Source organism: Paenibacillus sp. FSL W7-1279 (assembly GCF_037969845.1).
In the GTDB taxonomy this organism is placed as follows: Bacteria; Bacillota; Bacilli; order Paenibacillales; family Paenibacillaceae; genus Paenibacillus_AQ.
Genome location: NZ_CP150215.1, coordinates 2,055,398 through 2,078,237, shown reverse-complemented (window position 1 = coordinate 2,078,237; position 22,840 = coordinate 2,055,398). Strand labels below are relative to the sequence as shown.

General features: G+C 50.4%; 16 protein-coding genes. 5 read left to right on the top strand and 11 right to left on the bottom strand.

Going from position 1 to position 22,840, the window contains the following annotated elements:
* The first annotated feature begins 50 nt into the window (after positions 1 to 50).
* Positions 51 to 1,625, top strand: coding sequence for an FAD-dependent oxidoreductase (locus MKY82_RS08985; RefSeq protein ID WP_339295967.1), 1,575 nt, complete (start codon positions 51 to 53; stop codon positions 1,623 to 1,625).
* 94 nt (positions 1,626 to 1,719) lie between these two features.
* Here MKY82_RS08985 and MKY82_RS08980 read toward each other — a convergent pair whose 3' ends face one another.
* Positions 1,720 to 2,421, bottom strand: coding sequence for a 4'-phosphopantetheinyl transferase superfamily protein (locus MKY82_RS08980; RefSeq protein ID WP_220686092.1), 702 nt, complete (start codon positions 2,419 to 2,421; stop codon positions 1,720 to 1,722).
* A 199-nt stretch (positions 2,422 to 2,620) separates the two neighbouring features.
* On the opposite strand from MKY82_RS08980, the gene MKY82_RS08975 reads away from it, so the two are divergent.
* Complete coding sequence (locus MKY82_RS08975; protein ID WP_339296653.1) at positions 2,621 to 3,379, top strand: aminoglycoside adenylyltransferase domain-containing protein; 759 nt, start codon at positions 2,621 to 2,623, stop codon at positions 3,377 to 3,379.
* Between the two features lie 550 nt (positions 3,380 to 3,929).
* Here MKY82_RS08975 and MKY82_RS08970 read toward each other — a convergent pair.
* From MKY82_RS08970 to MKY82_RS08925, 10 genes are all read right to left on the bottom strand, one after another.
* Positions 3,930 to 4,199: a hypothetical protein gene (locus tag MKY82_RS08970; RefSeq protein ID WP_339295966.1), complete on the bottom strand. Its 270-nt coding sequence runs from the start codon at positions 4,197 to 4,199 to the stop codon at positions 3,930 to 3,932.
* A 446-nt stretch (positions 4,200 to 4,645) separates the two neighbouring features.
* Positions 4,646 to 9,301, bottom strand: coding sequence for an S-layer homology domain-containing protein (locus MKY82_RS08965; protein WP_339295965.1), 4,656 nt, complete (start codon positions 9,299 to 9,301; stop codon positions 4,646 to 4,648).
* A 126-nt stretch (positions 9,302 to 9,427) separates the two neighbouring features.
* On the bottom strand, positions 9,428 to 10,960 hold the full coding sequence (locus MKY82_RS08960) for an extracellular solute-binding protein (RefSeq protein WP_339295964.1): 1,533 nt from the start codon (positions 10,958 to 10,960) through the stop codon (positions 9,428 to 9,430).
* Between the two features lie 94 nt (positions 10,961 to 11,054).
* Positions 11,055 to 11,972 carry a carbohydrate ABC transporter permease gene (locus MKY82_RS08955; protein ID WP_339295963.1) on the bottom strand — a complete coding sequence of 306 codons (918 nt, stop codon included), beginning with the start codon at positions 11,970 to 11,972 and terminating at the stop codon, positions 11,055 to 11,057.
* Between the two features lie 16 nt (positions 11,973 to 11,988).
* Entirely contained in the window at positions 11,989 to 12,957 is a 969-nt protein-coding gene (locus MKY82_RS08950) for an ABC transporter permease subunit (RefSeq protein ID WP_071222838.1), read from the bottom strand.
* Between the two features lie 1,817 nt (positions 12,958 to 14,774).
* Entirely contained in the window at positions 14,775 to 16,385 is a 1,611-nt protein-coding gene (locus MKY82_RS08945; protein WP_194541565.1) for a response regulator, read from the bottom strand.
* 37 nt (positions 16,386 to 16,422) lie between these two features.
* Complete coding sequence (locus tag MKY82_RS08940; protein WP_339295962.1) at positions 16,423 to 18,213, bottom strand: sensor histidine kinase; 1,791 nt, start codon at positions 18,211 to 18,213, stop codon at positions 16,423 to 16,425.
* A gap of 29 nt (positions 18,214 to 18,242) precedes the next feature.
* The gene (locus tag MKY82_RS08935) at positions 18,243 to 19,799 is read right to left on the bottom strand and encodes an extracellular solute-binding protein (protein WP_339295961.1); all 1,557 of its coding nucleotides are present in this window, start codon (positions 19,797 to 19,799) and stop codon (positions 18,243 to 18,245) included.
* A gap of 314 nt (positions 19,800 to 20,113) precedes the next feature.
* On the bottom strand, positions 20,114 to 20,545 hold the full coding sequence (locus tag MKY82_RS08930; RefSeq protein WP_220686100.1) for a zinc ribbon domain-containing protein: 432 nt from the start codon (positions 20,543 to 20,545) through the stop codon (positions 20,114 to 20,116).
* Positions 20,546 to 20,597: 52 nt separating this feature from the next.
* Positions 20,598 to 21,221: a copper amine oxidase N-terminal domain-containing protein gene (locus MKY82_RS08925; RefSeq protein WP_339222669.1), complete on the bottom strand. Its 624-nt coding sequence runs from the start codon at positions 21,219 to 21,221 to the stop codon at positions 20,598 to 20,600.
* Positions 21,222 to 21,435: 214 nt separating this feature from the next.
* Here MKY82_RS08925 and MKY82_RS08920 point away from each other — a divergent pair, with 214 nt between their 5' ends.
* The 3 genes from MKY82_RS08920 to MKY82_RS08910 all read left to right on the top strand — a co-directional run bounded on the left by MKY82_RS08920 (position 21,436) and on the right by MKY82_RS08910 (position 22,839).
* Positions 21,436 to 21,627: a hypothetical protein gene (locus MKY82_RS08920; RefSeq protein ID WP_071222831.1), complete on the top strand. Its 192-nt coding sequence runs from the start codon at positions 21,436 to 21,438 to the stop codon at positions 21,625 to 21,627.
* Between the two features lie 140 nt (positions 21,628 to 21,767).
* Positions 21,768 to 22,112, top strand: a complete 345-nt coding sequence (locus MKY82_RS08915; RefSeq protein ID WP_339222667.1) for a hypothetical protein — start codon at positions 21,768 to 21,770, stop codon at positions 22,110 to 22,112.
* Positions 22,113 to 22,347: 235 nt separating this feature from the next.
* The gene (locus MKY82_RS08910; protein ID WP_071222829.1) at positions 22,348 to 22,839 is read left to right on the top strand and encodes a cation:proton antiporter regulatory subunit; all 492 of its coding nucleotides are present in this window, start codon (positions 22,348 to 22,350) and stop codon (positions 22,837 to 22,839) included.
* Position 22,840 lies beyond the last annotated feature (1 nt).

Genomic DNA, 22,840 nt, shown 5'->3' with positions numbered 1-22,840 from the left:
GGCTATCTTGTGGATCATTTATGAAACTATCCCAAAAGGAGAATCTGTCAATGATACGAGAAATGCAGGCCGATATCGTCATTCTCGGAGGCGGGACAGGGGGAACAGCCGCTGCGCTTGCCGCCGCTAAATCAGGAAAGACGGTCATCATGACCGAGGAGACCACTTGGATCGGGGGACAGCTAACCAGCCAGGCGGTTCCGCCCGACGAGCATCCGTGGATTGAATCCTTTGGTTGCACGCGCAGCTACCGGCAGTTCCGCGAAGGCGTCCGCCAGTACTATCGCGATTACTTCCCCATGACTCCCAAGGCAAGATCCAATGTGCAATTAAACCCCGGCAGCGGCATCGTGAGCCGGCTGTGCCATGAGCCGCGCACGGCCCTCGCCGTCCTGCAACAAATGCTGGCCCCGTACATTCACAGCGGTCGGCTTAAGATCCTCTATCAATATGCGCCAGAGTCTGCCGACGTTTCAGGGGATCGCGTGAACAACGTAACCGTTCGTCATCTTGAGACGCAGGATCAAATTACGCTTCACGCTCCGTTCTTCGTGGATGCCACCGAGCTCGGCGATTTGCTTCCGCTGGCGGGCATCGAATATGTTACCGGCGCAGAGTCCAAATCCCAAACAGGGGAACCGCATGCCGTTGACGGCGATCCGCTGCCGCAGGACATGCAGGGCTTTACGTATTGTTTTGCCGTGGATTATCTGGAGGGGGAGGACCACACGATCGAGAAGCCTGCCCTTTACGATTTTTGGCGGGAATATAAACCCGATTTCTGGCCGGATAAGCTGTTAAGCCTGACCGCCGTCAAGCCGTCCACAAATGAGCCGGTCGAGTATGAGATCTTTCCGGGACACGGTAAGTTTCCGCTCTATCAATACCGGCAAATCCTGGACCCGAAACATTTCGCGGAAGGTACGTTCGAAAGCTCGGTATCGCTTGTGAACTGGCCGCAAAACGACTACTGGCTGGGCTCCATTATCGATGTTCCGAAGGAAGAGGCCGACCATCATATCTATCAAGCCAAACAGCTTAGCTTGTCCCTGCTGTATTGGCTGCAGACCGAGGTGCCGCGGCCGGATGGCGGGAAGGGTTATCCCGGACTTCGCCTGCGTCCCGATGTGGTCGGAACGGAAGACGGGATGGCCATGTATCCTTACATCCGTGAGGCGAGAAGAATTCAGGCCGAGTTCACGGTCCTGGAGCAGCATGTGGCAACCGAATCGCGGCCGGACGGCGCTTCGGAAACGTTCCACGATTCCGTCGGCATCGGCTGTTACCGGATCGATCTGCATCCGAGCACGGGCGAGCGCCCATACATTGATATCTCGTCCCTGCCGTTCCAAATCCCGCTGGGCAGCTTAATTCCGAAACGGATGAAGAATGTGCTGGCTGCCAGCAAAAACATCGGGGTCACCCACATTACCAATGGCTGCTACCGGCTGCATCCCGTAGAATGGAACATCGGCGAGGCCGCCGGATATTGTCTCAGCTACTGCCTGGACCATGATATTCTGCCGACGGAAGTCCGGAACGACGAAGAAAGACTCGCCAGCTTCCAGCAAAAGCTCGTCAGTGAAGGCATCGAGCTGGCATGGCCGGCACTGCGCCCTGTCTGATCCACCTCTATTATAGAACGCCAAGAAACCAGCTCAAGGGCATCGTCCTTGGGCTGGTTTTTCCCGGTCCCGTTCATAACTTATATCTCGTAACTCATAACTCCTCAGCGGTTACGAATTGGACATCCTCAGGGAAATGACGGCTAATGCCGCACACCGACAGCTTGTAACCTTCTTCCACCGCATACTGTTTAAAATAGTAGGTCTCTCCGTCCTCGCCAAGCACAGGTGCCCACCCGCTTCCTTGCAGCTCCAATGCAAAAGAATCCAACGGCAAATGCAGGCCTTTGCCAACGGCCTTGATATAGCTTTCCTTTAACGTCCATAGATCAAAGAAGCGGGAAAGCCGGACGGAAGGATCACAGTCTAACAGCGCGTTAAACTCGGTTATATGAAAATAGCGTTTGGCGATATCCATATCGATCGCCTCCATTTTCTCCACGTCAATCCCGACCGGCGTGCTGCTAACGGCGCATACAATCCAATGCCCGGAATGGGAGATGTTAAAATGCAGGTTGTCATGCTCCTTTAAGAACGGCTTGCCATATGCGTTTCTTATGATTTCCATATGCATCGGATCAAGTCCCAGCTTATCCCGAAGGATTCGATGGACCATGGCATCACCAAGTACTGATCGCTGATAATCGCTCGCTCTTCTGAATTTGGATACATAATCCTGTCGATCGGGCGATAACGTCTTGAACAAGGCACGGAACGTCTCATCGTGAATTTGGTCCGAATTCTTGATTGCATATACTTCAATATGACTTGGTTGGTCAGCATGAAAAATGTTCATAACTCCGTCCTTTCAATATAAAACATAGTCACGTGTTCACTTCGATATGTACGTTCAGATCCCCTGCTTGCTTTATTAGACTCCCTCTCCCCAATTCCAACTATAAACGGACGAACGGATCAATAGATTGACAAAGGAAAGAATTCCTGAACATAATGGATAAATATCTTACAGGGTGAAAGGTGGGGGGCGAGTGGACATGCAATGGGTTTTGGATCAAGCGGTCGACTTGTTTAAGGAGGAGCTCGGCGACAATCTGGTCGGCATTTACTTACATGGCTCGTTAGCTATGGGCTGCTTCAACCCGGACACAAGCGATATCGATCTGCTGCTCGTGGTAGCGGACAAGCTTACCCGGGATCATATGAGACGGCTGGCCAAAAAAATCATAGCGTTCCACGATGGAATGCCCAATCGACAGGGGTTGGAGCTGAGCCTAGTCCTCGAATCCAGTCTGCAGGAGCTCGTCTATCCGCCTCCATTTGAATTCCACTATTCCGCCTTTCATCGCGAGAAATACCTGACCGATGACGATTACCTATGCGGCGGATTCCAAGACGCCGACCTGGCCGCCCATTACACTGTGATTTTTCATCGGGGCATTGCCCTATACGGCAAACCCGTTCAAGAGATCTTTACCCACGTTGACCGGCAGCATTACATACAAGCCATTCTCCATGACGTGGAGGGTGCGGTACAAGACATCACTGACTCTCCTATGTACTACACGCTAAACCTGTGCCGAGTGCTGTACTATCTAAAGGCCGGCGTGGTTTCCTCTAAACAAGAAGGCGGTGAATGGGGTCTGCGCACCCTTCCTCCCAGGTATCATCGGATTATAGAACGTGCCTTGCATCAATATAGCGGCGGAGCTCAGAAATCTGCGGATTCCGAACCGGATGAACTCATCGCGTTTGCCGGCGATATGCTGGAGCAAATCCGAAGGGAAATGGAATAGGGAGTGCGCGGGATCAACTTGCCGGACATAGTCCCAGTCAGGATTTCACTCTTACTCATACCACCATCACCCCCTCCAACAAGAAAAAACGAGCCCTTAATTGGGCTCGTTTTTTTAGATTATCCATTTCCAGAATGGTCTTTGTATTCTTTAAGATGATATCTAATAATGAAAACTCCAAGTATTAGAGCTAATATAGGAACTATTACAAACCAATAATGTCCAGTTAAAGAAATTAGGACTACTCCTACAATACAAATAATCAAGTAAATAACATCAGCTATAAGCCGTCTTCTTATATATGTAATTCTTGATGTATTTTTCATATTGAAGACCTCTCTTTTATCCCAGGATAATTACGTTGTAAATGGCCCTGAAAATCCTTAACCATCGGGCATGATCTTAATGGTATTGCCTTTATCTATCACCGTAAGCCCGTAATGCAGAAGGATGTCATTTTCATGCATCACCATTCCCTCAATCCCTATCAGTTTGAATTATCGGGGGACCGCTCCCCGCCCAAGGGTTTGGGCGTCTATCATTGCACTTTTTAATTATGCTTTTTCCTCCCTTGGAAGGACGCCACCAATTGCAATTGAATCAGCACTTGTTCAAGGAGCTCTAACGGGTCATTTGAGTCCTCCACCTGCTCACAAATTTCGATGGCTTCTTCTACTGCTTTACTGAGTTCATCTGCACGTTTTTTCTCTTCTTCTGCTTGCTGGAGCCAGTATTTTAAAACCTCCGGCGAAATAAAACTCTGGCCTTTGTCATCTAGCCTATTGCAGTACTCCATATCCTCATGCCAATCTCTACTCATTCCGCTACCTCCTGAACTTCTAATTCCATTTCACTCACGCTTTCTTCTGCTGGGAACTCCGCATTCCAAAATTCACACTTGGCTTGTACATATACTACCTCTTATTCACTGGAACTTCCATTTAATCCCTGCGTATTTATCTTTAAGAATTTGATTCGATACGAGTCCAACAAATCCACTTGAAATGAGGTTCATCATATGAAAAAGATTTACTGGCCCGGAAGAACAAAATTGGAGCGAATGGAGATAACCACTACTCTCATATTTGATGTTATTCTCTACATTCCACGATGGATCATGAAGCTGTTATGAGGATTTCCCCTACCCCAGGGCGACCAGTGCGACTTCTTCAAAAAAGGTAGCACTTCAAGTTCACTGCTACGTTACTTCAAAAGCCTTACGTACAACAAAGACCCGTTCGTTATTAACGAACGGGTCTTCTGCGTTTAACGGTTAATGAATTCAGCCATTTGCAGCATTCGAGTTAATACGACCGCTCCCTCAGCCCGGGTAGAATGGGCTTCCGGAACGAACCGGTCAGAAGAACGTCCTTCCATCAACCCGGATTTGACGATGGCCGACACGGCCTCTTCGGACCAGGACGCAATGCGTTCGCGATCCTTGAACCCTTCCAAAATGGTGTCCGTATTTCCTGTCTCCAGATCCGTACCGGCAAGCTTCAGTGCACGGAGCAGCAAGACACTCATCTGCTCACGGGTGATCTCCTCGTTCGGACGGAACGTACCATTGCTGAAGCCTTCGATCAGCCCATGCTCCACTGCCGTAGCGACTGCGGCTGCATACCAATCGTTTGCCTTCACATCCTGGAAGCTCGCATGATCTCCCTGATCCTTCAATCCGAGCGCACGGACGAGCATCGCCGTGAACTGCGCTCTCGTGATCGCCTCGTTTGGACCAAAACGCGTATCGCTTAATCCCTCGATCAATTGTTTCGAGGCCAACAGCGTAATGTCCTCGCGGGCCCAATGGCTGCTTAAATCCTCAAACGTCTTCACATGGGAAACTACGGAATAGGCCCCGCTCTCCCTCCACTTAAACTCCGCTTCGGATTTGCCTTTCGACGTGCGAATGAGCGCCGGTACGAAGACCAGCTTGCCGGATGCCGGATCCATCCGCAGCACCGTCGTTTGGGATGGGCTGACGACACTGGATAGAACCTTGGTAAACTTAGCGTAAGGTCCCTTAAGCGCCGGCAACGCAGATAACGTATCCCCCTGTTTCCAAGCCAAGTTTATGGAAAGTGACGCATCCAGCTTGGAGGCTCCTGCCTCCAACGCTGCCTTTACCCGATCCTCTTCTTCTTTTGAAGCTAAACCAACGCGAATTTGCAGACTTTCCGCCGTACCCCGTTGTTGCAATGTTTCCATCAGCGAATGCAGCGGAATTTCCAATCGGCCTTGGGAGGATTCCAACACGATGGAGCCCCCCGGCAGGTCCTTCACGGCAGCACTCAACCCCTGAACAGGCAAGTGAAGAACGACGGAATCCGAAGCGTCGGTCACCGAATACGTAAGCACGCGTGAAGCCGCCGGCAGCTTGCTGAGCCGTTGCACGTCGCTGAGCATGCCCTTCTCGCTCGCATCCGCTACGATAACCGTCCCACCGCCCGGTGCCGTCTCTTTCTTGATGCTCAACCGCTCGGGCTCCGACGGTTTAGGAGGTGGTGTTGTCGATCCTCCACCGGGTGAACCGGATCCTCCGCCCGGAGTACCCGGATCGGATCCGCCGTCTCCTGTAGTAGTCCGGATGACCTCAAACGTCTTGCTGTTGGTTTTGAATTCGTCAACGAACACGTCCACCGTAATCGAATTGACGCCCGTTTGCAGCGGTACATTAGCTGTAAATTCACCTTTCGCCGACAGAGTCGCATCGGCACCATTCACCTTCACGGTCGCTTGGCCGGGTCCGAGAACTTCCACAAGCCCTTTCAACGCAAGCTGACTGTCGCGCGTCTCTTTGCCCTCGTCATCCATCAGCCCGCTTAATACGGCCGAACGAACCTGGTCGCCCGTATTGTAAGCATTGGCCACGAGCTGACGAAGCGTTCTTGTACCTGACGGATCCAGGGTGGAAATGACAAAACCTCCCTGCGGTATAACACTGTTATTCTCTTCCGGCGCTCCCCAGCTCCAGTTGATCGCTTGGTTCCGGTTGACTACGCGCGTCACGTGACCCGTGTTATCCACAACCACTTCAACCCCAAAGCGGTTCGTGCCCGTGGAGTATCCGAAAGCTTCCGTCATCACGTTGACGTTGCCCTCGATCCGGTTGATATTATAGAAATTGCCTTCCAGGAACGATTCCGGACTTCCCGGCAAGCTCATCCCGAGCTGGTAATCCTTCACCCACTCCTTATCTTGGAGAGCAGCCGCCGCGATCGGCCAGTTGACCTGGGATGCATCAAACAGCATCAGTCCGTTCGTGGACTTCAGCCCCGCCTGGAACACTTCGCGCTGTACGGCCGGCGCCTGCACATTGTTCATGGCAATGCCTGCATACAGCGGAATTTCACCGTTCGTTACGATATTGCCGAGCGTAATATATTTCTGGATTTCCTGGCTGGTGGTTTGATAAGCCCCGATCATCAGAAAATCCAAATACTCGATATACCCGGTTTGATAGTATTCCGGCGTATACACCGATTCGTCCGGCATGCCGAGCGCGGGATTGAACCGGAAGTTCTTGCTGCCCCAGTTCACGCCGTTCAAATAATACGTTTCATACCAGGATCCAACATAAGAGGATACCTCGATCTTTCTGCCTGTTGAAACTTCATAGGAATCCACCAGATCCTTCACTTCGCCGAAGAAGCTCTGAATCGTCCCTGAGCGGAATTCCCACCAGTCCTGAATCAGCGGGCCGTATACCCGAACATTGTTTTCATAGTAAAAGATATCGTTTGGCCATTGGTTAAGCTGCTTGTCTCGGGCCTGCAAAAACTGCTCGAACTTTACGCGGGTCTCGTCGCTGAAGTCGGCCCCCTCGTTGTCATATCGGCTCCGGTCATGGACAACGCCGTCCACATCATAGTTCTTAATGATTTCTTCGAATGTTCGAAGCTGATAATTGCGAACCTCGTCATTGGACGGGTTGACGAAGGCTACCAGGCCCTGCTTTTTGCTCTCGCGCAGACGCTTGATCTCGCCATTGTTCTCCGCGAAATATACACGTTCCTCCCAATCGAGGTGATCGTTCAGAACCGCATACTCGTTATGGGCAATCGATCCTTCGGCAAATACGTTGATCGCCGCATGAATCTCTAATCCCAGTGCATGACCATGATCAATAAACTCCTGCAATAAGTCCAGATCCGGACTTGCGCCTGCTTTTTCGGGTGCCTTGATCTCGCTGACATAAGGTCTGCCCGTCAAATCGTTCTTCTTATAAGAGACATAACCTTCAACGCCCTTCACATCAAATGCCACCGAGGTAACGCCCGTTTCCTTGGCTTTTTGCAAGAATGCCAAAACATCCTCGCTCGTTTTAAACTTTCTGGCATTGGAAGCCTGGTCCACCCAGAGAATGACTTCTTTGTCCGGGGAGAAATTAGGTCTTGCAAACACCGCAAGATGACGCACATCCTGCTCAATGTCATTTTTCAACACTTTGACTTCGATATAATTGGTGCCGTTTGCTAACGTGTAGTTATGGGTGAAGGTGCCATCCGCTTCAAAAGGAACCTCGTTACCGTTCACAACAAGTTTGATCGCGGTAATGTCGTCCATGTTGTCGATGCGCCCCGTGATGGCGGTGCTGCCTTCCGTTACGGTGTACATCATCTGGTTATCCAGCGTGAGCCGTGCAATAAGGCCATTGCCGCTCATGATGTCGCGTACCTGAACCACTTCCCCGTTCTTCCGCAGCTTGATCATGTCGCCGACCTTAAAATTCTCGGCTAAATAGCGCTTGATGTTATTGCCTGCATAGCTGTTGTCCTGTGCCATCAGCACATAACCGCCTTCGGGAATTTCAAGCTCGGTCGGCCCTGTCCATACAGGCGGCTTCCCGTTGATCGAAGGATTGATCACCCGTAATACGCGGTTGTTGGCATCCACCTGCACGGCGACATTGGTCTGAGGAATCGTGATGGAATTGCCGTAATCTCTTGTAAAAATCGCCACGATGTTTGGCACGCCCGTGACATCCTTGTCGACATAGTCCAGCTTCTTCCGCGGACCTTCAATGTCGATCGTAATATCCTTCGGTGCCGCTTCGACTTCAATATAATTCTGGTTCTCGATCGGTTCGTACACGATATTCAGTGTTTGGACTGCCAGTTCGCCATCTCCCTTAAACAGTTTCACCTCAGCCTTGTTCGGGCCCGGCTCCAAATAAACATTCGTGCGAAACATGCCTTCCGCCGTAATCGCAGTTTCATCGCCATTAACCGTTACGCTTAAATCCTGATCCGCAGCATAATTCGCCACAAAACCCGCAATCTCAATGACCGGAATATCCACAGTCGTATCAGTTTGCGTAATCAGATGCAGCTCGGGTGGCAGCGGATCCGGCCCTGGACCCGGCCCCGGCTGCTCCGGCAGGAAATCAGCCGCTGTCACTTCTTCGCCCGCCCGCATCAGCTTTACCGTATCTCCCGTTTTGTTATGATTGAAGAGAGGTTTCTGAAAAACGGATTGATCCCACGCATGGGTGCCGCCAGCCACTACAACGTAACCACCGGCCGGAATTGGAAGCAATGTTCCCGGATCCCAAGAAGTCGGAGGATCGCCGTTCGGTCCAACCACATTCTGGACAATGCCGCTCGCATCCACAGAGACCGCGACATGAAGCGTAGGCACCCATACCTCATCTTTATATACGGAACCCGTAACCGTTGCGCCGCTGGTATACAGCGCCAAATAATCATTTTTCCCTTCCACCGTATCGCCAGCCACGTTGATATCCGTGAACTCCAGACTCTCTCCGCCTTGGGAGACCAGGGTAACCAGTTCGGGAGCCGCGCTTTGAACCGGAGGAATTTCGTTATCCGCGAACGCGGAAGACCCAACCGGAACAATGAGAGAAACGATCAGTGACAGACTGAGAAACAGCGCGATTCGCCTGCGAAATAAACGATACATCAAATGATTACCACCTTTCTCCTATTCAGAATGAACGATCACGTGAATATGAAATTCAACGGTCACCCCCTTTACGAATTTTGAAAAAGCAGCCGCCAGCGCAGACTGCTTTTTCAAATGAATCATTTACTTCGTGGACTGAAACCATTCATTGGCTGCAGCCACCATATCGGCTCCACCTTCGGCTCTCCATTGAGCCAGGAATTGATCGTAAGCATCAATCGGCTTCGCTCCGGAAATGAATTGCAGCACATTGTCATCGAGCAGGGTCGTCAATTTCAGCAGGTTTTTGGATACAGCTTCAATTGGCGGTGCCGTTGACATCGGATCTACAACGATGATGCCTTCGGCATTTTTCTGGAAAGCTTCGAAATGCGCTTGCAGAATCGGATCCTTACGAACTCGTGCCTGCCAGTAGATTGGGTACTTCTCTTCGTCTACCCCTGTCAAGAAGCTGCTCGCATTATTCAATTCATCATTGAAGATCGGCAGAATCGGATAGTACTTTCCGTCCTTCACTTCATGATGGACGCCTTCTTTACCCAGCGCGATGCCTTTGAATGTCTCCGGCTCCAACTTCGCGTTCAGGAATTCCATGGCGGCTTCCTTGTTCTTCGAGGATTTCAGAATGGCTACATACCAAGTGGTGTTCGCTTTGGCTCCGACCACCGCTTTGCCGTCCTTGCCTTTCAGATAAGGAATAATGGACGTTTTGGCTTCCGGGAAGTTTTTCTCCAGCGCAGCAATCGTTGTTCCCGCATTCCACCAAGCCAGCTTATACATGGCCGCATTGCCGCCCGAGAATTTCTCGATGGACTTCTGTGCGGTATTGATCGGCGTTTCGGTGTCCAGTAGGCCTTCTTTATACAGTTTGTTCATAAAGGTAATGTATTCTTTCATCTCCGGCTGCTCGGCACGATGCAACAGCTTGCCATCGACCTCTTTCCAATCCGTCAAAATGCCGAATGTCGTGGCAATGTCTCCGTACAGGGAATCCTTGCTCATGGTGAGCGGAATTACCTTTTTCTTCTCTTTGATCGTTTTGAGAACATTGTAAAGCTCATCGGCAGTTGTAGGCATGGACAGTCCCAATTCGTCCATCCAATCCTGTCTTACCACAAGTTCCTCCCCGATGCTTACGCCAGCTCCGGTCTCGGGAATGCCGTAAATCTTCCCGTCGATGGTGGCACTGCCGAAGGATTCCTGCTTAATGGATTGCTTAATATAGTTGCCGTGGGATTCCAGCAGCTCATCAAGCGGCTCGAGCGCTCCCGCAGAGGCCAGATTGTAGAACTGCGCTGCATTCAATTTTACAAAATCATAGTTATCTTTGCTGGATACGAGCAGGTTCAGCTTCTCATCCGCGTTCTCGGCCGGCAGCAGTTCGTATTCTACATTGAATCCGGTTCTTTCCTGGATGTACTTGGCCACATATTCAGTCTTCGGATCAAACAATCCATATTGCATGATCATGCGCAGACTCGGTTTTTCGGCCGTAGTCCCACCGTTCCCCTCGTCTTTTGGCGTGGTTGCCGGTGTATCCGTCGGCTGAGCAGCCGGCGTGTCCGTTGTGCCGCCTCCCCCGCCGCCGCATCCGGACAGCGCCAGCGTGAATCCGAGAATCCCGGCCAGTACCGCGGATTTTTTAATCTTGATCATGGATAACCCTCCTTGTGATTGAGAAATTCAATGAATTCTGCCATCTGACAATACGAAGTGCATCACCACCTTTATGAAGTAAGCTCTGATGAATCTAGCCTTTAACCGAACCTACCAGCACGCCTTTAACAAAATACTTTTGCAGGAATGGATACACCAGCAAAATCGGGATCGTTGCCAGCAGGATCGAGGAAGCTTGTATGGACTGAGGTGTTGCGTTAATCGCGGCGTCGACATTATCCTTCAGGAAGTCCCCGCTGGACGAAACCAGCAGCTCCTTCAGGTACAGCTGCATCGGCTTGATCGCCGGATCGGTAATGTAGATCATCGCCGCAAAATAGTCATTCCAGAAAGCAACCGCAAAGAACAATCCGATCGTTGCCATAACGGGAAGCGAGAGCGGCACAATGACCGAAACCAGGATGCGGATATTCCCTGCGCCGTCCAGCTTGGCGGATTCCTCCAGCTCATCCGGAAGCCCCTCGAAATAGTTTTTAATGATGAGCATGTTGTACACGTTCACCATCGCCGGGAGGAATAACACCGGGAAGGAGTTCACCAGATTCAAATTTTGCATGAGCAGGTACGTCGGAATCAGTCCGCCGCTGAAGAGCATCGTGAATATGAAAATCAACAGCAGGCCTTTCCGTCCCCGCAGCCGGTATTTGGACAACGGATAAGCCGTCAGGGTGGTCAAAAACAAGCTGCAAGCTGTTCCGATGATCGTCAGAAAAATGGATACCTTGAGCGAATTCAAGAACATGGAATCCTGCAGCACGTACTTGTACGTTTCGAATTGAACCCCGACCGGGAGCAGCCCAACCTGACCCGATATGACGGCTCCCTCGCTGCTCAAGGATTTCGCGATCAGGTTCATGAAAGGCAGCAGGGTCGTTAAGCCCATCACGATGAAGAACGTATAATTGAATACCGAGAAGCATTTTTCCGAAAACGACGTTTGGATGACACCTCGGGTGGTGTTTGTTCCTTCCAAAGCTTTTTTGTGATCCATTTGCGCCACCCTTTCTTTACCAGATCCCGCGCTGTAAGTATTTTCTGCTCATGGCATTGCCCATGATGACCAATGTGAAGGATATAACGGCTTCGAACAAGCCAACCGCGGTCGAGAAGCTGTAATCCTGGTTCCCGAGACCCTGCCGGTATACATAGGTTCCAATGACATCCGATACCTGGTACACCACCGGATTGTACATGACGAGAATCTGTTCCGTTCCCGCTTCCAGCACGTTTCCGAGCCGCAGAATAAACATCAGGACAATAATCGGGGCGATCCCGGGGAGCGTAATGTGCCACAGCTGCTTCCATCGTCCGGCCCCGTCGATCTTCGCGGCTTCATACAGCATCGGGTCGATCATTGTAAACGCTGCCAAGTATACGATGGTGCTCCAGCCCGTTTCCTTCCAGCCTGCCGAGGTGATCAGCACGCCTCGGAACACGCTGTTATCCAGGAAAAACGCAATCTGCTCCATCCCCAGCGATACCAAAACTTTATTGACGATTCCTCCGTTCGTTGAGAGGATATCGATAAACAATCCGCCGACGATGACCCAGGACAAGAAATGCGGAAGATAGATGACGGTTTGCACCGTGCGCTTAAATACCATATTCCTCAGCTCATTGAGCATCAGGGCGATAATGATGGGGAGCGGAAACAAGATCACGATTTTCAGGAAGCTGATGATGACCGTATTTTTGAATACCTGAGCAAAATCCGGCGACGTGAACAGCTTCTCGAAGTGCTTCCATCCCACCCACGGGCTGTCGGCAAATCCGGTGAATATGTTGAAATCCTTAAATGCAATCGTTATGCCGTACATCGGCGTGTACTTGAACAGCAAAATGAACAAGATGCCCGGTACGAGCAGCAAATAAAGATCCCACTCTTTCCATATGTCCGACCCTAAACGGCCCCAGTACCCTCGTTTTTTCTTCATCTCTCTATACGGTGCCGGCGATGGTTCTATCGTGGGTTTCATCGACTCGTCTCCCCCTTTCTATTGATTCAATCTCCTTGGTTACTACAAATTGTAATTCCCGGCGCAGCGACTGAGTAGGCGAGGATCATTACTATTTATGGTAATATGATGTTGTGTTGGGGCATGGACGTCAGTAATTATGCCATGAGGTTGCGGTAGGTGTTTCATGGGGTGTTAACTTGTGACGATCAGAACATAAAATCGTGGACATGAGTCAGCACAAACCATTGACTCATTATCAAGATGCTTGCTCATCACTCCGCATGCGGATTGTTCTTCCGATCCCTGTTACCCCCAGATTTCTTCTGAATGAATAAAACCATGTTGAAATCCGGGAATAAAGGGGACCGCTGCCGCTTCTCCAGAACAATTCCGCCTGCTCCGTTGAAGCTTGCTCAAGAATGAAGTTGGCATTTCGAAGCACACGGCTTTGCCGTGCTTCATCGCCAAGCAAGGCCCACGCTGCTCCGCTCCGAGCTTGGCCTACCTAGCCTCAACCATGTTGCGCGGGTGATTACTTCCGCCCAGCCGATGGTTAAGGCTGGGAGTAAAAGCAAACAAGCCGTTCGGGATGTATGCCCCGAACGGCTCGTTTGCTTTGTTTATGTAAACTGCGCGCGCTCTGCTGCGCTGCGCTTCCCCTCTCCCCCAAACCAAGGGGGGAGGCTTTTTGGGTGGACCCTCGCGGACCAGTGGAGAGGGAGTGTCGGTTTCCGAAAAAGCGTAGCGGTCGGCTGAAAGTTTTCCACCGGAAAACTCGCATCGAAAGCATAGGCTGGAGGCTGAATTTCTTCTGCTGTATCATCATTCTCGACATTCGGCGACAACAGAGATTGGAGAACGATACCACCGCGCAGCGGACTTTCACATCTCTCCCTCCCCCACCCTCATGGGAGGTTGCTTTTTAGATGGTTGGGACCCTCGCGGACCAGCGGAGAGGGCGTATCGATTCCGGAAAAGCGTAGCGGTCGGCTGAAAGTTTTCCACCGGAAAACTCGCATCGAAAGCATAGGCTGGAGGCTGAATTTCTTCTGCTGTATCATCATTCTGGAAATTCGGCGACAACGGCGATTGGAGAACGATACGACCGCGCAACGGACTTTCACATCTTTCCCTCCCCTACCCTCATGGGGGGTGGCTTTTTAAATGGTTGGGACCCTCGCGGACCAGCGGAGAGGGCGTATCGATTCCGGAAAAGCGTAGCGGTCGCCTTTGGAGCCGAAATTCTTCCACTGTAATCATAATTCCAGGAATTTCGGCGACAACAGCGATTGGAGGAACGATACGACCGTGGAGCGGACTTTCACATCTCTCCCTCCCCCACCCTCATGGGGGGTGGCTTTTAGATGGTTAGGACCCTCGCGGACTAGCGGAGAGGGCGTATCGATTCCGGAAAAGCGATAGCGGTCGGCTGAAAGTTTTCCACCGGAAAACTCGCATCGAAAGCATAGGCTGGAGCCGAAAATCTTCCGCTGTAATCATAATTCCAGGAATTTCGGCGACAACAGCGATTGGAGGAACGATACGACCGCGGAGCGGGCTCTCACACCTCTACCTTCCCCCAAACCAAGGGGGGAGGCTTTTTGGGTGGACCCACGCGGACCAGCGGAGAGAGCGTATCGGTTTCCGAAAAAGCGTAGCGGTCGGCTGAAAATTTTCCACCGAAAAACTCGCATCGAAAGCATAGGCTGGAGCTGAATTTCTTCTGCTGTATCATCATTCTGAAAATTCGGCGACAACAGAGATTGGAGAACGATACGACCGCGCAGCGGACTTTCAGATGTGTGCAATAGTGCCGTACAGCCTCTCCCACACCCTTACCCCTTAAACTCCCCCGGATTCACCCCCCAATACTTCCGAAACACCTTGGTGAAATAACTGACATCGCGGTACCCGACCAGCCGGGCGGCATCGTACACCTTAAGTCCTTCCTGCAGCAGCGACTTGGCACGCTCCATTTTGCGTTCCAGCACATAGGTCGAGAAGACAACCCCCATTTCCTGCTTGAACAGCCGGCTAAGATAGGAAGAATTGACATAAAGCCGGTCCGCCACCGTATGCAGCGTAATTTCCTGATCCATTTCCTCTTCAAGCAGGTTCAGAATATCTTTCACCACCTGATTGCTCGTCGTTTTCCGCTGCTCGCTCATAAAGGAGACGATATGCTTCACCGTGCGCTCCAAGAGCGACCAGGTTTGCATTTTGGTGCTCAGCAGCTTGACGTTATGAAAATATTCGATATCCTCGCCGACGACTTTTTTTACCGTCCAGCCCTGTTTCTGGATCATCCGGGTAAAGAAGCTGTTCATGTACAGAACCGCCTCATGAAATTCGTCCGAGGATTCGGATCTGGAGAAGGCTTCTTCCCATAACCCCTTCAGCGCCTCCAGCGCTTTCGTCTCGTCGGCCGTTTCCAGCGCGATCTCCAGCGTCTTCTCCAGATTCTGCTGCACGATCACGCCCTGGATATCCCGCTGGAGCTGCTCCCGGTAAGGAATCGCAAGGTCGTGTCCATACACGACGCGCTCCTGAAGCGCCCGGCAGGCCTGCGCATACAAGAGACTCATCTCCTCGATCGTCCCGATGGATGCACAGATGCCTGCGCTTGCCGTTAACTTCAGCACTTCCCTCGTCTGAGAGAGCAGCTTGGATACATCCGCATTCAGCCGCAGCATAGCCTCCTTGGCGTCTTGGTTTTCCTCCACGATCCACACCATCAGCAGCATACTGCCGGAATCCGACGTGATCCAGAGAGAGGGATGGGACAACAGCTCCTTGGCCAGGCACTGCATCGTAAACTGCAGCAGCTCGACATCCCCCCGTTGAAACCGGGTCTCACACTCCGGCAGCGGGTCAAGGTCCACCACAGCTACCGCAATACGGTCGTCCTCCTTCAACGGAATATATAATTCCTTGCTCTTATTAAGAACATCCGGTTTTGTATATTTACCGCTGACCCATTGAATAAAAAAGAGATTTTGCAAGTGCGGAAGATTGTCCTTCCATTTCTGTTCCAACGCCGCCTTGCGCTGCCACTGCTCCAAATCCTCCCGTAGCTGCTGCCTCGCTTCAAGGACCGCTTCGAGAATATCCTCCTCGCCGGCGGGCTTCAATAAATATTTGGACACCCCGTATTCCAGCGCCAGCTGCGCAAACTCGAAGTTGTCATGTCCGCTCAGAATGATCATTTTCGTCAATCGGCTGATATCCTGCCGGCTTCGAAGCTCGCCAAGGAGCGTCAATCCATCCATTTCAGGCATCTGCACATCGATCAGCATTATATCCGGTTTCTTCCGACTTACAAGCTCAAGGGCTTCGACACCGTTGGACGCCATACCCACCACTTCAATTCCATGCTTGTCCCACGGGATATTGTAAGCCAGTGCATTACGCAGCCGGGGTTCGTCTTCCACAATCATGAGATTCATTCAGGTCCTCCCTTTCGAGCGATCTATATATGAGTACCTACTTCAGGTTAACTTCCTTGCAGCGATCCAGTGGAATGGAGATCGTGACAGTTGTGCCTTCGCCTGAGACACTGTGAACCGTGAGTTGAGCTTCCTTGCCATAATACAGCTTCATTCGGCTCAGCACGTTCCGAAGACCGAACAGATCCTTCACATGCTCTTCATCCTGAGAAGACGCCGGCACGCTTCGCGAACTCATCATCTCCAGCTCATGCTGGATATAACGCAGTCGTTCTTCCTTAATCCCCGGCCCGTTATCCTGTACGCTAATAACCACGGTCTGCCCCTTTTCGATCCTGCTGGATATGACCAGGCTCCCTCCGGAGGATTTACCCTCCATGCCATGAATGATGGCATTTTCCACCAAAGGCTGGAGCAGGAGCTTGAGGAGCGGAACATCCTTACTCTCTTTCGAAATGTGATAATCCACGGTGAAATTGTCCATGAAACGAAGCTGCTGAATTCGTAAATAGTAGTGCAGATGGGTGATGCTCTCCTCAATCGTGAACACCTGCCTGCCCTTATTTAGGCTCAGCCGAAAAAACTTCGACAGATTCATCACCATCTCGCTGATCTCATCCGCATCGTAGTTTTTGGCCGTCCAGTAAATCGAATCGAGGGTATTGTATAGAAAATGCGGGTTGATCTGGGATTGCAGAAACTTCAGCTCGGTAGTCGTTAATCGCAGCTGCTGCTCATAATGATCCTCGATCAGATGCTTCTGTACGACGGCCATCTTGTTAAACGACTGAATGAGAAAGCCGAACTCGTCCTTCCGCTTGGTATCGACATGAATATTCAGCTCCCCGCTGCTGAGCCGCTTCATCCCACGCGACAACTTCAACACAGGGGAGGCAATTCCGCTGTAAACCACCCATGAAATAATGATGGCCAGCAGGATGCTCAGCCCGATGATCGCAACCGTGAACAGGCGCAGCTGATCAGTCTCTTTGTACAGCTCGCTTTTCGGCTGAACCAGCGCGAGGCGCCATGCGGAGTAATCCGAGTCAATCGCTACGGTCATATCCTTGTCGGAAATGTTATCCTCATGCACTCTGCCTGTCTCCACCACCACTTGTCCCTTTTCGTTCAACAGGGCGATACGGCTGTTCTCGGAGGGAAGCAGCGTCTTGATGATATTTAACAGCTTGCTCTTGTTAAAGGACACCACCAGCAGATTCGACTGCCGCTCGCTGTTGTACAGGTCCATCGCACGAATCAAAGAAACGCTGTCCGTATTCGTCATCTGGCCAAAAGTGATACCCTCCGCCACTGGGGATTCCGACATCACGTAGGAAATCCCCGTTCCATTCCTCCGGGCAGCTTCGACGAGCCACTCCTGCTGCGTCTCGCCCTTCAGCTCTTTGCCGCCGTAATGGGTAGAGATAAACCTGTTGGAAGCCCGATGATACACTGTAATCTGGGATATAAACCGGTTCACCGATACGGAATTCGATAGCTGTTCCAAAATATGCTTGAAATCCACAATCGATTGAGTAGAGAAGTTGGTGCTGTTTTTGTTCAGCAGCTCATTCATTCCAGGGTCGCTTGCAATCAGGGTGGATATCTCCTCCACGTTTTGCAGCGCCAGATCAAAATGATTCATCGCTGACGAAAGCGCCATCTCCGTCCGCTCGACCGCCTGTTCATACAGAATATCCCGGGACCGTTCCACCGCAAACAGGCTGATGATGACCAGCGGCAGCAGGATCAGCAGAAAATAACCGGTCAAGCGGGTCTGAATATTTTGCGAAAACCGATCCCGGACCCAGCGAATCAACGCCATCATTCGAGTCCCCCCTCCTTTGGCGGCCGACATCATTGTTTGGAGTACCATTCATTCACTTCCTTCGTGATTTCATCTCCTCCTTCTTCCTTCCACCTCTTCACATAGTCATCGAAGGCATCCAGCGGTTCCAGCCCCATAATGATCTTCGTAAACACGTCCTCCAGATTTTTAAGCTTATTGCTGTACTTCGTCATGGCAGGTGTGGGAACGCCATAGAATGCATTCGGGGTTATATGCGAATGAATCATCTGCAAGTTGTTGTATAGGTTGAAATCGCCTAGTGAGTCAAGCCGCTCCTTAAACAGCATTTGGTCCGGCACATCAACAAGCGACTGATAAATTCCACGGTACAAATGCTTGTCGTGAAGCGCAAAATCCGTCACGATCGCCCCGTCCTCCCAACGCCAGATTTCGTTCTCGAAGCCGAGCTTCAGCGTCTTATAGTCACTGGCAATAAAGTCCAGAAACTTAATCACTTCGGCTGCTTTCTCCGATTCGGCGGGAATGACATTGTAGCCGCGGATAATATCCTTGCCCTCTACCCCTTTGAGTCCGTCCGGTCCCGTGGGATACGGTAGCGGAATCCACTTTGCCTCCGGATCCTTGCTCATATTGGCCGCAATCGGTCCCCGCGTGTCGTACCAAGCTGCGGAGAAGAGGCCCACCGTGCCATTTTCTATTTTTTCGAACAGATTATTTTGCAGGTTAAGAGGAAATTCCCGATCAAGCAGATTCTCCTGATACAGCTTGGCAAAAAACGCGAGGGTCTCCTTTGTTTCAGGCAGAATGCTTCCGTTCACCAGCTGCCCGTCCCGTTCAAACCACATATTACGCTGGGTGCCAAAGGCGCCGAAGAACGGGGAAGACCTGCCCAAATTCGATGTCAGCGTAAGGCCGATCGTATCCTGCACGCCGTTGCCGTCCGGATCATCGAGCGTGAAGGCACGGATGACTTCGTAATATTCCTCCAGTGTTTCAGGCGGCTCCAGGCCAAGCCGATCAAGCCAATCCTTTCGGACATACATCAGCTCTGCCCCGGTCACCTCATTCAAGCTTGGCACCGCATAGATTTTACCGCCATATCGAACCCGATCCCAGACCTCCGGCGGAATTTTCTCTTTTAGATGGGGACCATGCTTGTCGATTAACTCATCCAGCGGCATAAATGCCTTTTGTTTGACATAATTGTCGAACCACACCGGTTCATACGTATGAAGCATATCCGGCAAGTTGCCGGAGGACATAATGACATCCAGCTTCTCGTTGTATACCTCAGGCGGCGGAAGATTAACTCCGATTTCAAGTCCCGTGCGCTCTTCAATGTAATTCAGATACGGATTGTCATTCTCGTCCATGCCGGCAGGAAACGTCATCCCGAGACTGGAAATAACGATGCTGATGGATGCGCTCTTCGGTTGATTCTCCGGCGGATGTTCTCCCTCAGAGTCCGTCTTGTTACACCCGGCAGCAAGGAGCATCAGAAATACACAGACGGGAAGCAATAGAACGTTACCTTTAAGCAGCCTTGACACCCTTCGATTCCCATGTTGAAATAACTCATCATTACAGGCCTTGTTCATCGGCATATGTCCTCACTCCCTCAGCTAGTAAGCTAATATTACTATATAACGATTTTATGGTGAGTTAGCTCACCTTTATAATCATTCTGTAATGTTTTGCAGCTTCCTTCACCCCGGACAAAAAGAAAAGAGCCGTCCCCGGTCTTCCCAAACCAGGGTGCGGCTCTATCTATAACAAAAACATTCATCCTGACATCAAGGACCATGACGTCCCTTTTTACAGCTCGTGTTATTGTTTGGCACAACACACATGCAAGAATAAGCTCCCGCTCCAATTGATCGGCCCGCCCAAAATAATGAGGACAGTTAGACCCATAATATTATTTCGGTTCCTCTTGTTCGCTGCCGTCTTCCAGAAGCGGAATTTCTTTACGCTGCTCTTCCGATTGCACTTGGATCACTTCGAACGTACGGCCACAGTGGGCACAAAACTTAGCGTTCATAGCGGAGCTGTTCCCACAGCCTCTGCATACCTTCTCATCCGTAAGATTGGCGATTTGAAGCAGATTTTGTTCGATTTCAAAATTCAATTGATGAATCTTGGCCACGTAGCTCTGAATACTCTCCTGATCAGGCGGCCATTTCCCAGCTTCGGTTGCAGCAAATACAACCTTGCCGATTTCCAGAAGCTGTTCATCGATGTCGCTTTTTTTACCGTTGTTTTGCAGCTTTAACCGATTGATCTCCACCAACGTTTTGGCTTTGTTTCCGGCGTCGGACACACCGGCCTTAAATTTATCAAAAAAACTCAAGTATGCTCTCCCCTCTCTATTCACCCGTTTGAAGCAGAATTTATTTTTATTCCTACAAGGAGATTCTCAGAATTTTATCATGATCGGTATAGTTCACGCCAGCACCAAGGCCTCTTGCAAACACCTGAATCGGAACGTACGTCACGCCGTCGATCACTTTTGGAGCGACCGTAACGGATTCCGATTTGCCGTTGTAAAAGACGGTTTTGCTGCCAATCGTAAGTGTTATTTTATGATTGCCTCTTTGCACGCCAATGCTGGCCGCTTCGCGATTCCAGGTAACCTCAGCTCCCATTCCTTCAGCGATTTCCCGCAGCGGCACCAAATTGACGTTGTTATACACCAACGGCTCACTGCCAAACTTCACCACGCTGCCGTTCACGAAAACTTTAAGACCCGACTTGGCATAAGCAGGCGCTGCCGGCTTCGGCACAGCGGATTTTGTCGTACTGTTCTTCGATGATTTGGCTTTAGGCGTCGATGAAGGCGATGTGCTGCCTGAAGAGCTCCCTCCGCCGTTATGATAATGATACTCGCCATAAGACAGACCCCAGCGTTCGCAATTGGTACGGCAGGTATGCCCGCCATTGGCATCCGTTCTTCCCGGATGAGCAGAAACAACCGAACCGGACACAAGCAATAAAGCGATGGTGCAGCACAGCATTTTTTTCTTCATAACTAACATTACCCCCTGGTATAATATTCCTCCACTACATTCTAGCATATCTCTTATATAGCAGATGGATATATAGAGGGCTACATAATATAAAAGAAAGACTATTGCATGCTGATGATCGCTTGCCTTGTTTCATTCTCAACCCCCGCGTTTATTCGTTACATATAACAGATCCTTTTGTGCCAAAATATTGCCAGAAAGGAATGAGACCCTGATGAATAAAAAGAAACCTGAATATGATGGACAGTTCCCCGGCGTTGACCCTATTCCCGAGCCCGATCGTCCGGATCAAGCCGCAACCGACAAACTCGACGATCTGGTCCTTGGCGTTTTGGAAGACAAAGATGAATCGAAAATCGATATCGATCCCGATACGGAAAATTACGATAAACTTCGTAAAAAGTAAAACAAGTCCCGTTTCAATATAATGTAAAAAATATAATCAATCTGTTAAAGTGTTCAAAAATAATTTATCGTTCTCATTTTGAGAACGATTATTTTTATGTTATGATTAACATAGAAGCTTGGGACGAAGGGGGAGTAACCGTGAACTGTTTCTTAAAAACAGCAAGAATTCTTTGGATGCTGGTACTTGTTCTGGTCACGGCATTTGCCCTTTACATTCCCGTCCAGGAGTACTACAGCAGCGAAGCCCATGATGAGCGGTATGTATACAAGCATGACCATCATCTGAAAGCGGCTGTTCTGAAACACTCGCAAATTCTCTCCAAACTTAAGGCAGCCGGCAATGCCTTGCCGCTGTTCTTATTGATGTCGGCCGTTCTCATGCTGCAGGCTCCCAAAACACGTCTGCCTTATCGGCCGATCATTCCGCTTCGACTCCGGCTTTTATTATTATTCCCCATTAAATACACATCGAAGTTCGTTTAGTATCCTCCCCTTTTTCGCATTCAAACTGACTGCGGTTTCTTAAATTCGCCCAATTTCTCATTTCTCAGGCAACCCTACGATCAACCTGTGATGATTTACGTATGCACATGGGTTTATTAAAGACTGTGCAATTTCATCCTGAATGGATTGTTTTATTTGGCTGCGTATATTTTGAGATCCGTGTGACCGGTCTGCAAAAAACTAAAAAAGTGTATTTTTAGGAGGATTTTAACCTATGCATGTTCGCGAAACAGATTTGCCCGGAATTGGTAAGAAGTTCGTAATTGATACCCGCGGAGGCGATAAACTGGTCATTATCATCCACGATGACGGCCGCCGTGAAATGTACCATTATGAGCATGACGATCCAGACGAAAGCATCTCCATGATTTCCCTGGATGATGATGAGGCTCGCCAAATTGCCGCCATCGTTGGCGGTCTCACTTATAAACCTAAAGCGCTGGAAACGATCGACATCGCGCTGGACGAATTGATTATCGAATGGTATCGCATCGAGCCCCATTATTACGGGGCTGGCAAATCGATTGGTGATTTGGGCGTACGCCAAGCCTCAGGTGCAACCATCATTGCGACAGTTGATAAAAACAGTAAACAAATCAATCCCGGACCTGACGTTATTATTACGCCGGACTCGACACTCGTTGTCGTCGGTGAACGTCAACAACAGCGGCTATTTAAACAAATCTTGATGAACGGACGTGGTTGAT

Excerpts from the sequence above, each read along its gene's own strand:
- MKY82_RS08965 (WP_339295965.1), bottom strand. The coding sequence starts at position 9,301 with ATGTATCGTTTATTTCGCAGGCGAATCGCGCTGTTTCTCAGTCTGTCA.
- MKY82_RS08940 (WP_339295962.1), bottom strand. The coding sequence starts at position 18,213 with ATGATGGCGTTGATTCGCTGGGTCCGGGATCGGTTTTCGCAAAATATT.
- MKY82_RS08950 (WP_071222838.1), bottom strand. The coding sequence starts at position 12,957 with ATGAAACCCACGATAGAACCATCGCCGGCACCGTATAGAGAGATGAAG.
- MKY82_RS08955 (WP_339295963.1), bottom strand. The coding sequence starts at position 11,972 with ATGGATCACAAAAAAGCTTTGGAAGGAACAAACACCACCCGAGGTGTC.
- MKY82_RS08920 (WP_071222831.1), top strand. The coding sequence starts at position 21,436 with ATGAATAAAAAGAAACCTGAATATGATGGACAGTTCCCCGGCGTTGAC.
- MKY82_RS08945 (WP_194541565.1), bottom strand. The coding sequence starts at position 16,385 with ATGAATCTCATGATTGTGGAAGACGAACCCCGGCTGCGTAATGCACTG.
- MKY82_RS08935 (WP_339295961.1), bottom strand. The coding sequence starts at position 19,799 with ATGCCGATGAACAAGGCCTGTAATGATGAGTTATTTCAACATGGGAAT.
- MKY82_RS08925 (WP_339222669.1), bottom strand. The coding sequence starts at position 21,221 with ATGAAGAAAAAAATGCTGTGCTGCACCATCGCTTTATTGCTTGTGTCC.
- MKY82_RS08910 (WP_071222829.1), top strand. The coding sequence starts at position 22,348 with ATGCATGTTCGCGAAACAGATTTGCCCGGAATTGGTAAGAAGTTCGTA.
- MKY82_RS08985 (WP_339295967.1), top strand. The coding sequence starts at position 51 with ATGATACGAGAAATGCAGGCCGATATCGTCATTCTCGGAGGCGGGACA.
- MKY82_RS08980 (WP_220686092.1), bottom strand. The coding sequence starts at position 2,421 with ATGAACATTTTTCATGCTGACCAACCAAGTCATATTGAAGTATATGCA.
- MKY82_RS08960 (WP_339295964.1), bottom strand. The coding sequence starts at position 10,960 with ATGATCAAGATTAAAAAATCCGCGGTACTGGCCGGGATTCTCGGATTC.
- MKY82_RS08975 (WP_339296653.1), top strand. The coding sequence starts at position 2,621 with ATGCAATGGGTTTTGGATCAAGCGGTCGACTTGTTTAAGGAGGAGCTC.
- MKY82_RS08970 (WP_339295966.1), bottom strand. The coding sequence starts at position 4,199 with ATGAGTAGAGATTGGCATGAGGATATGGAGTACTGCAATAGGCTAGAT.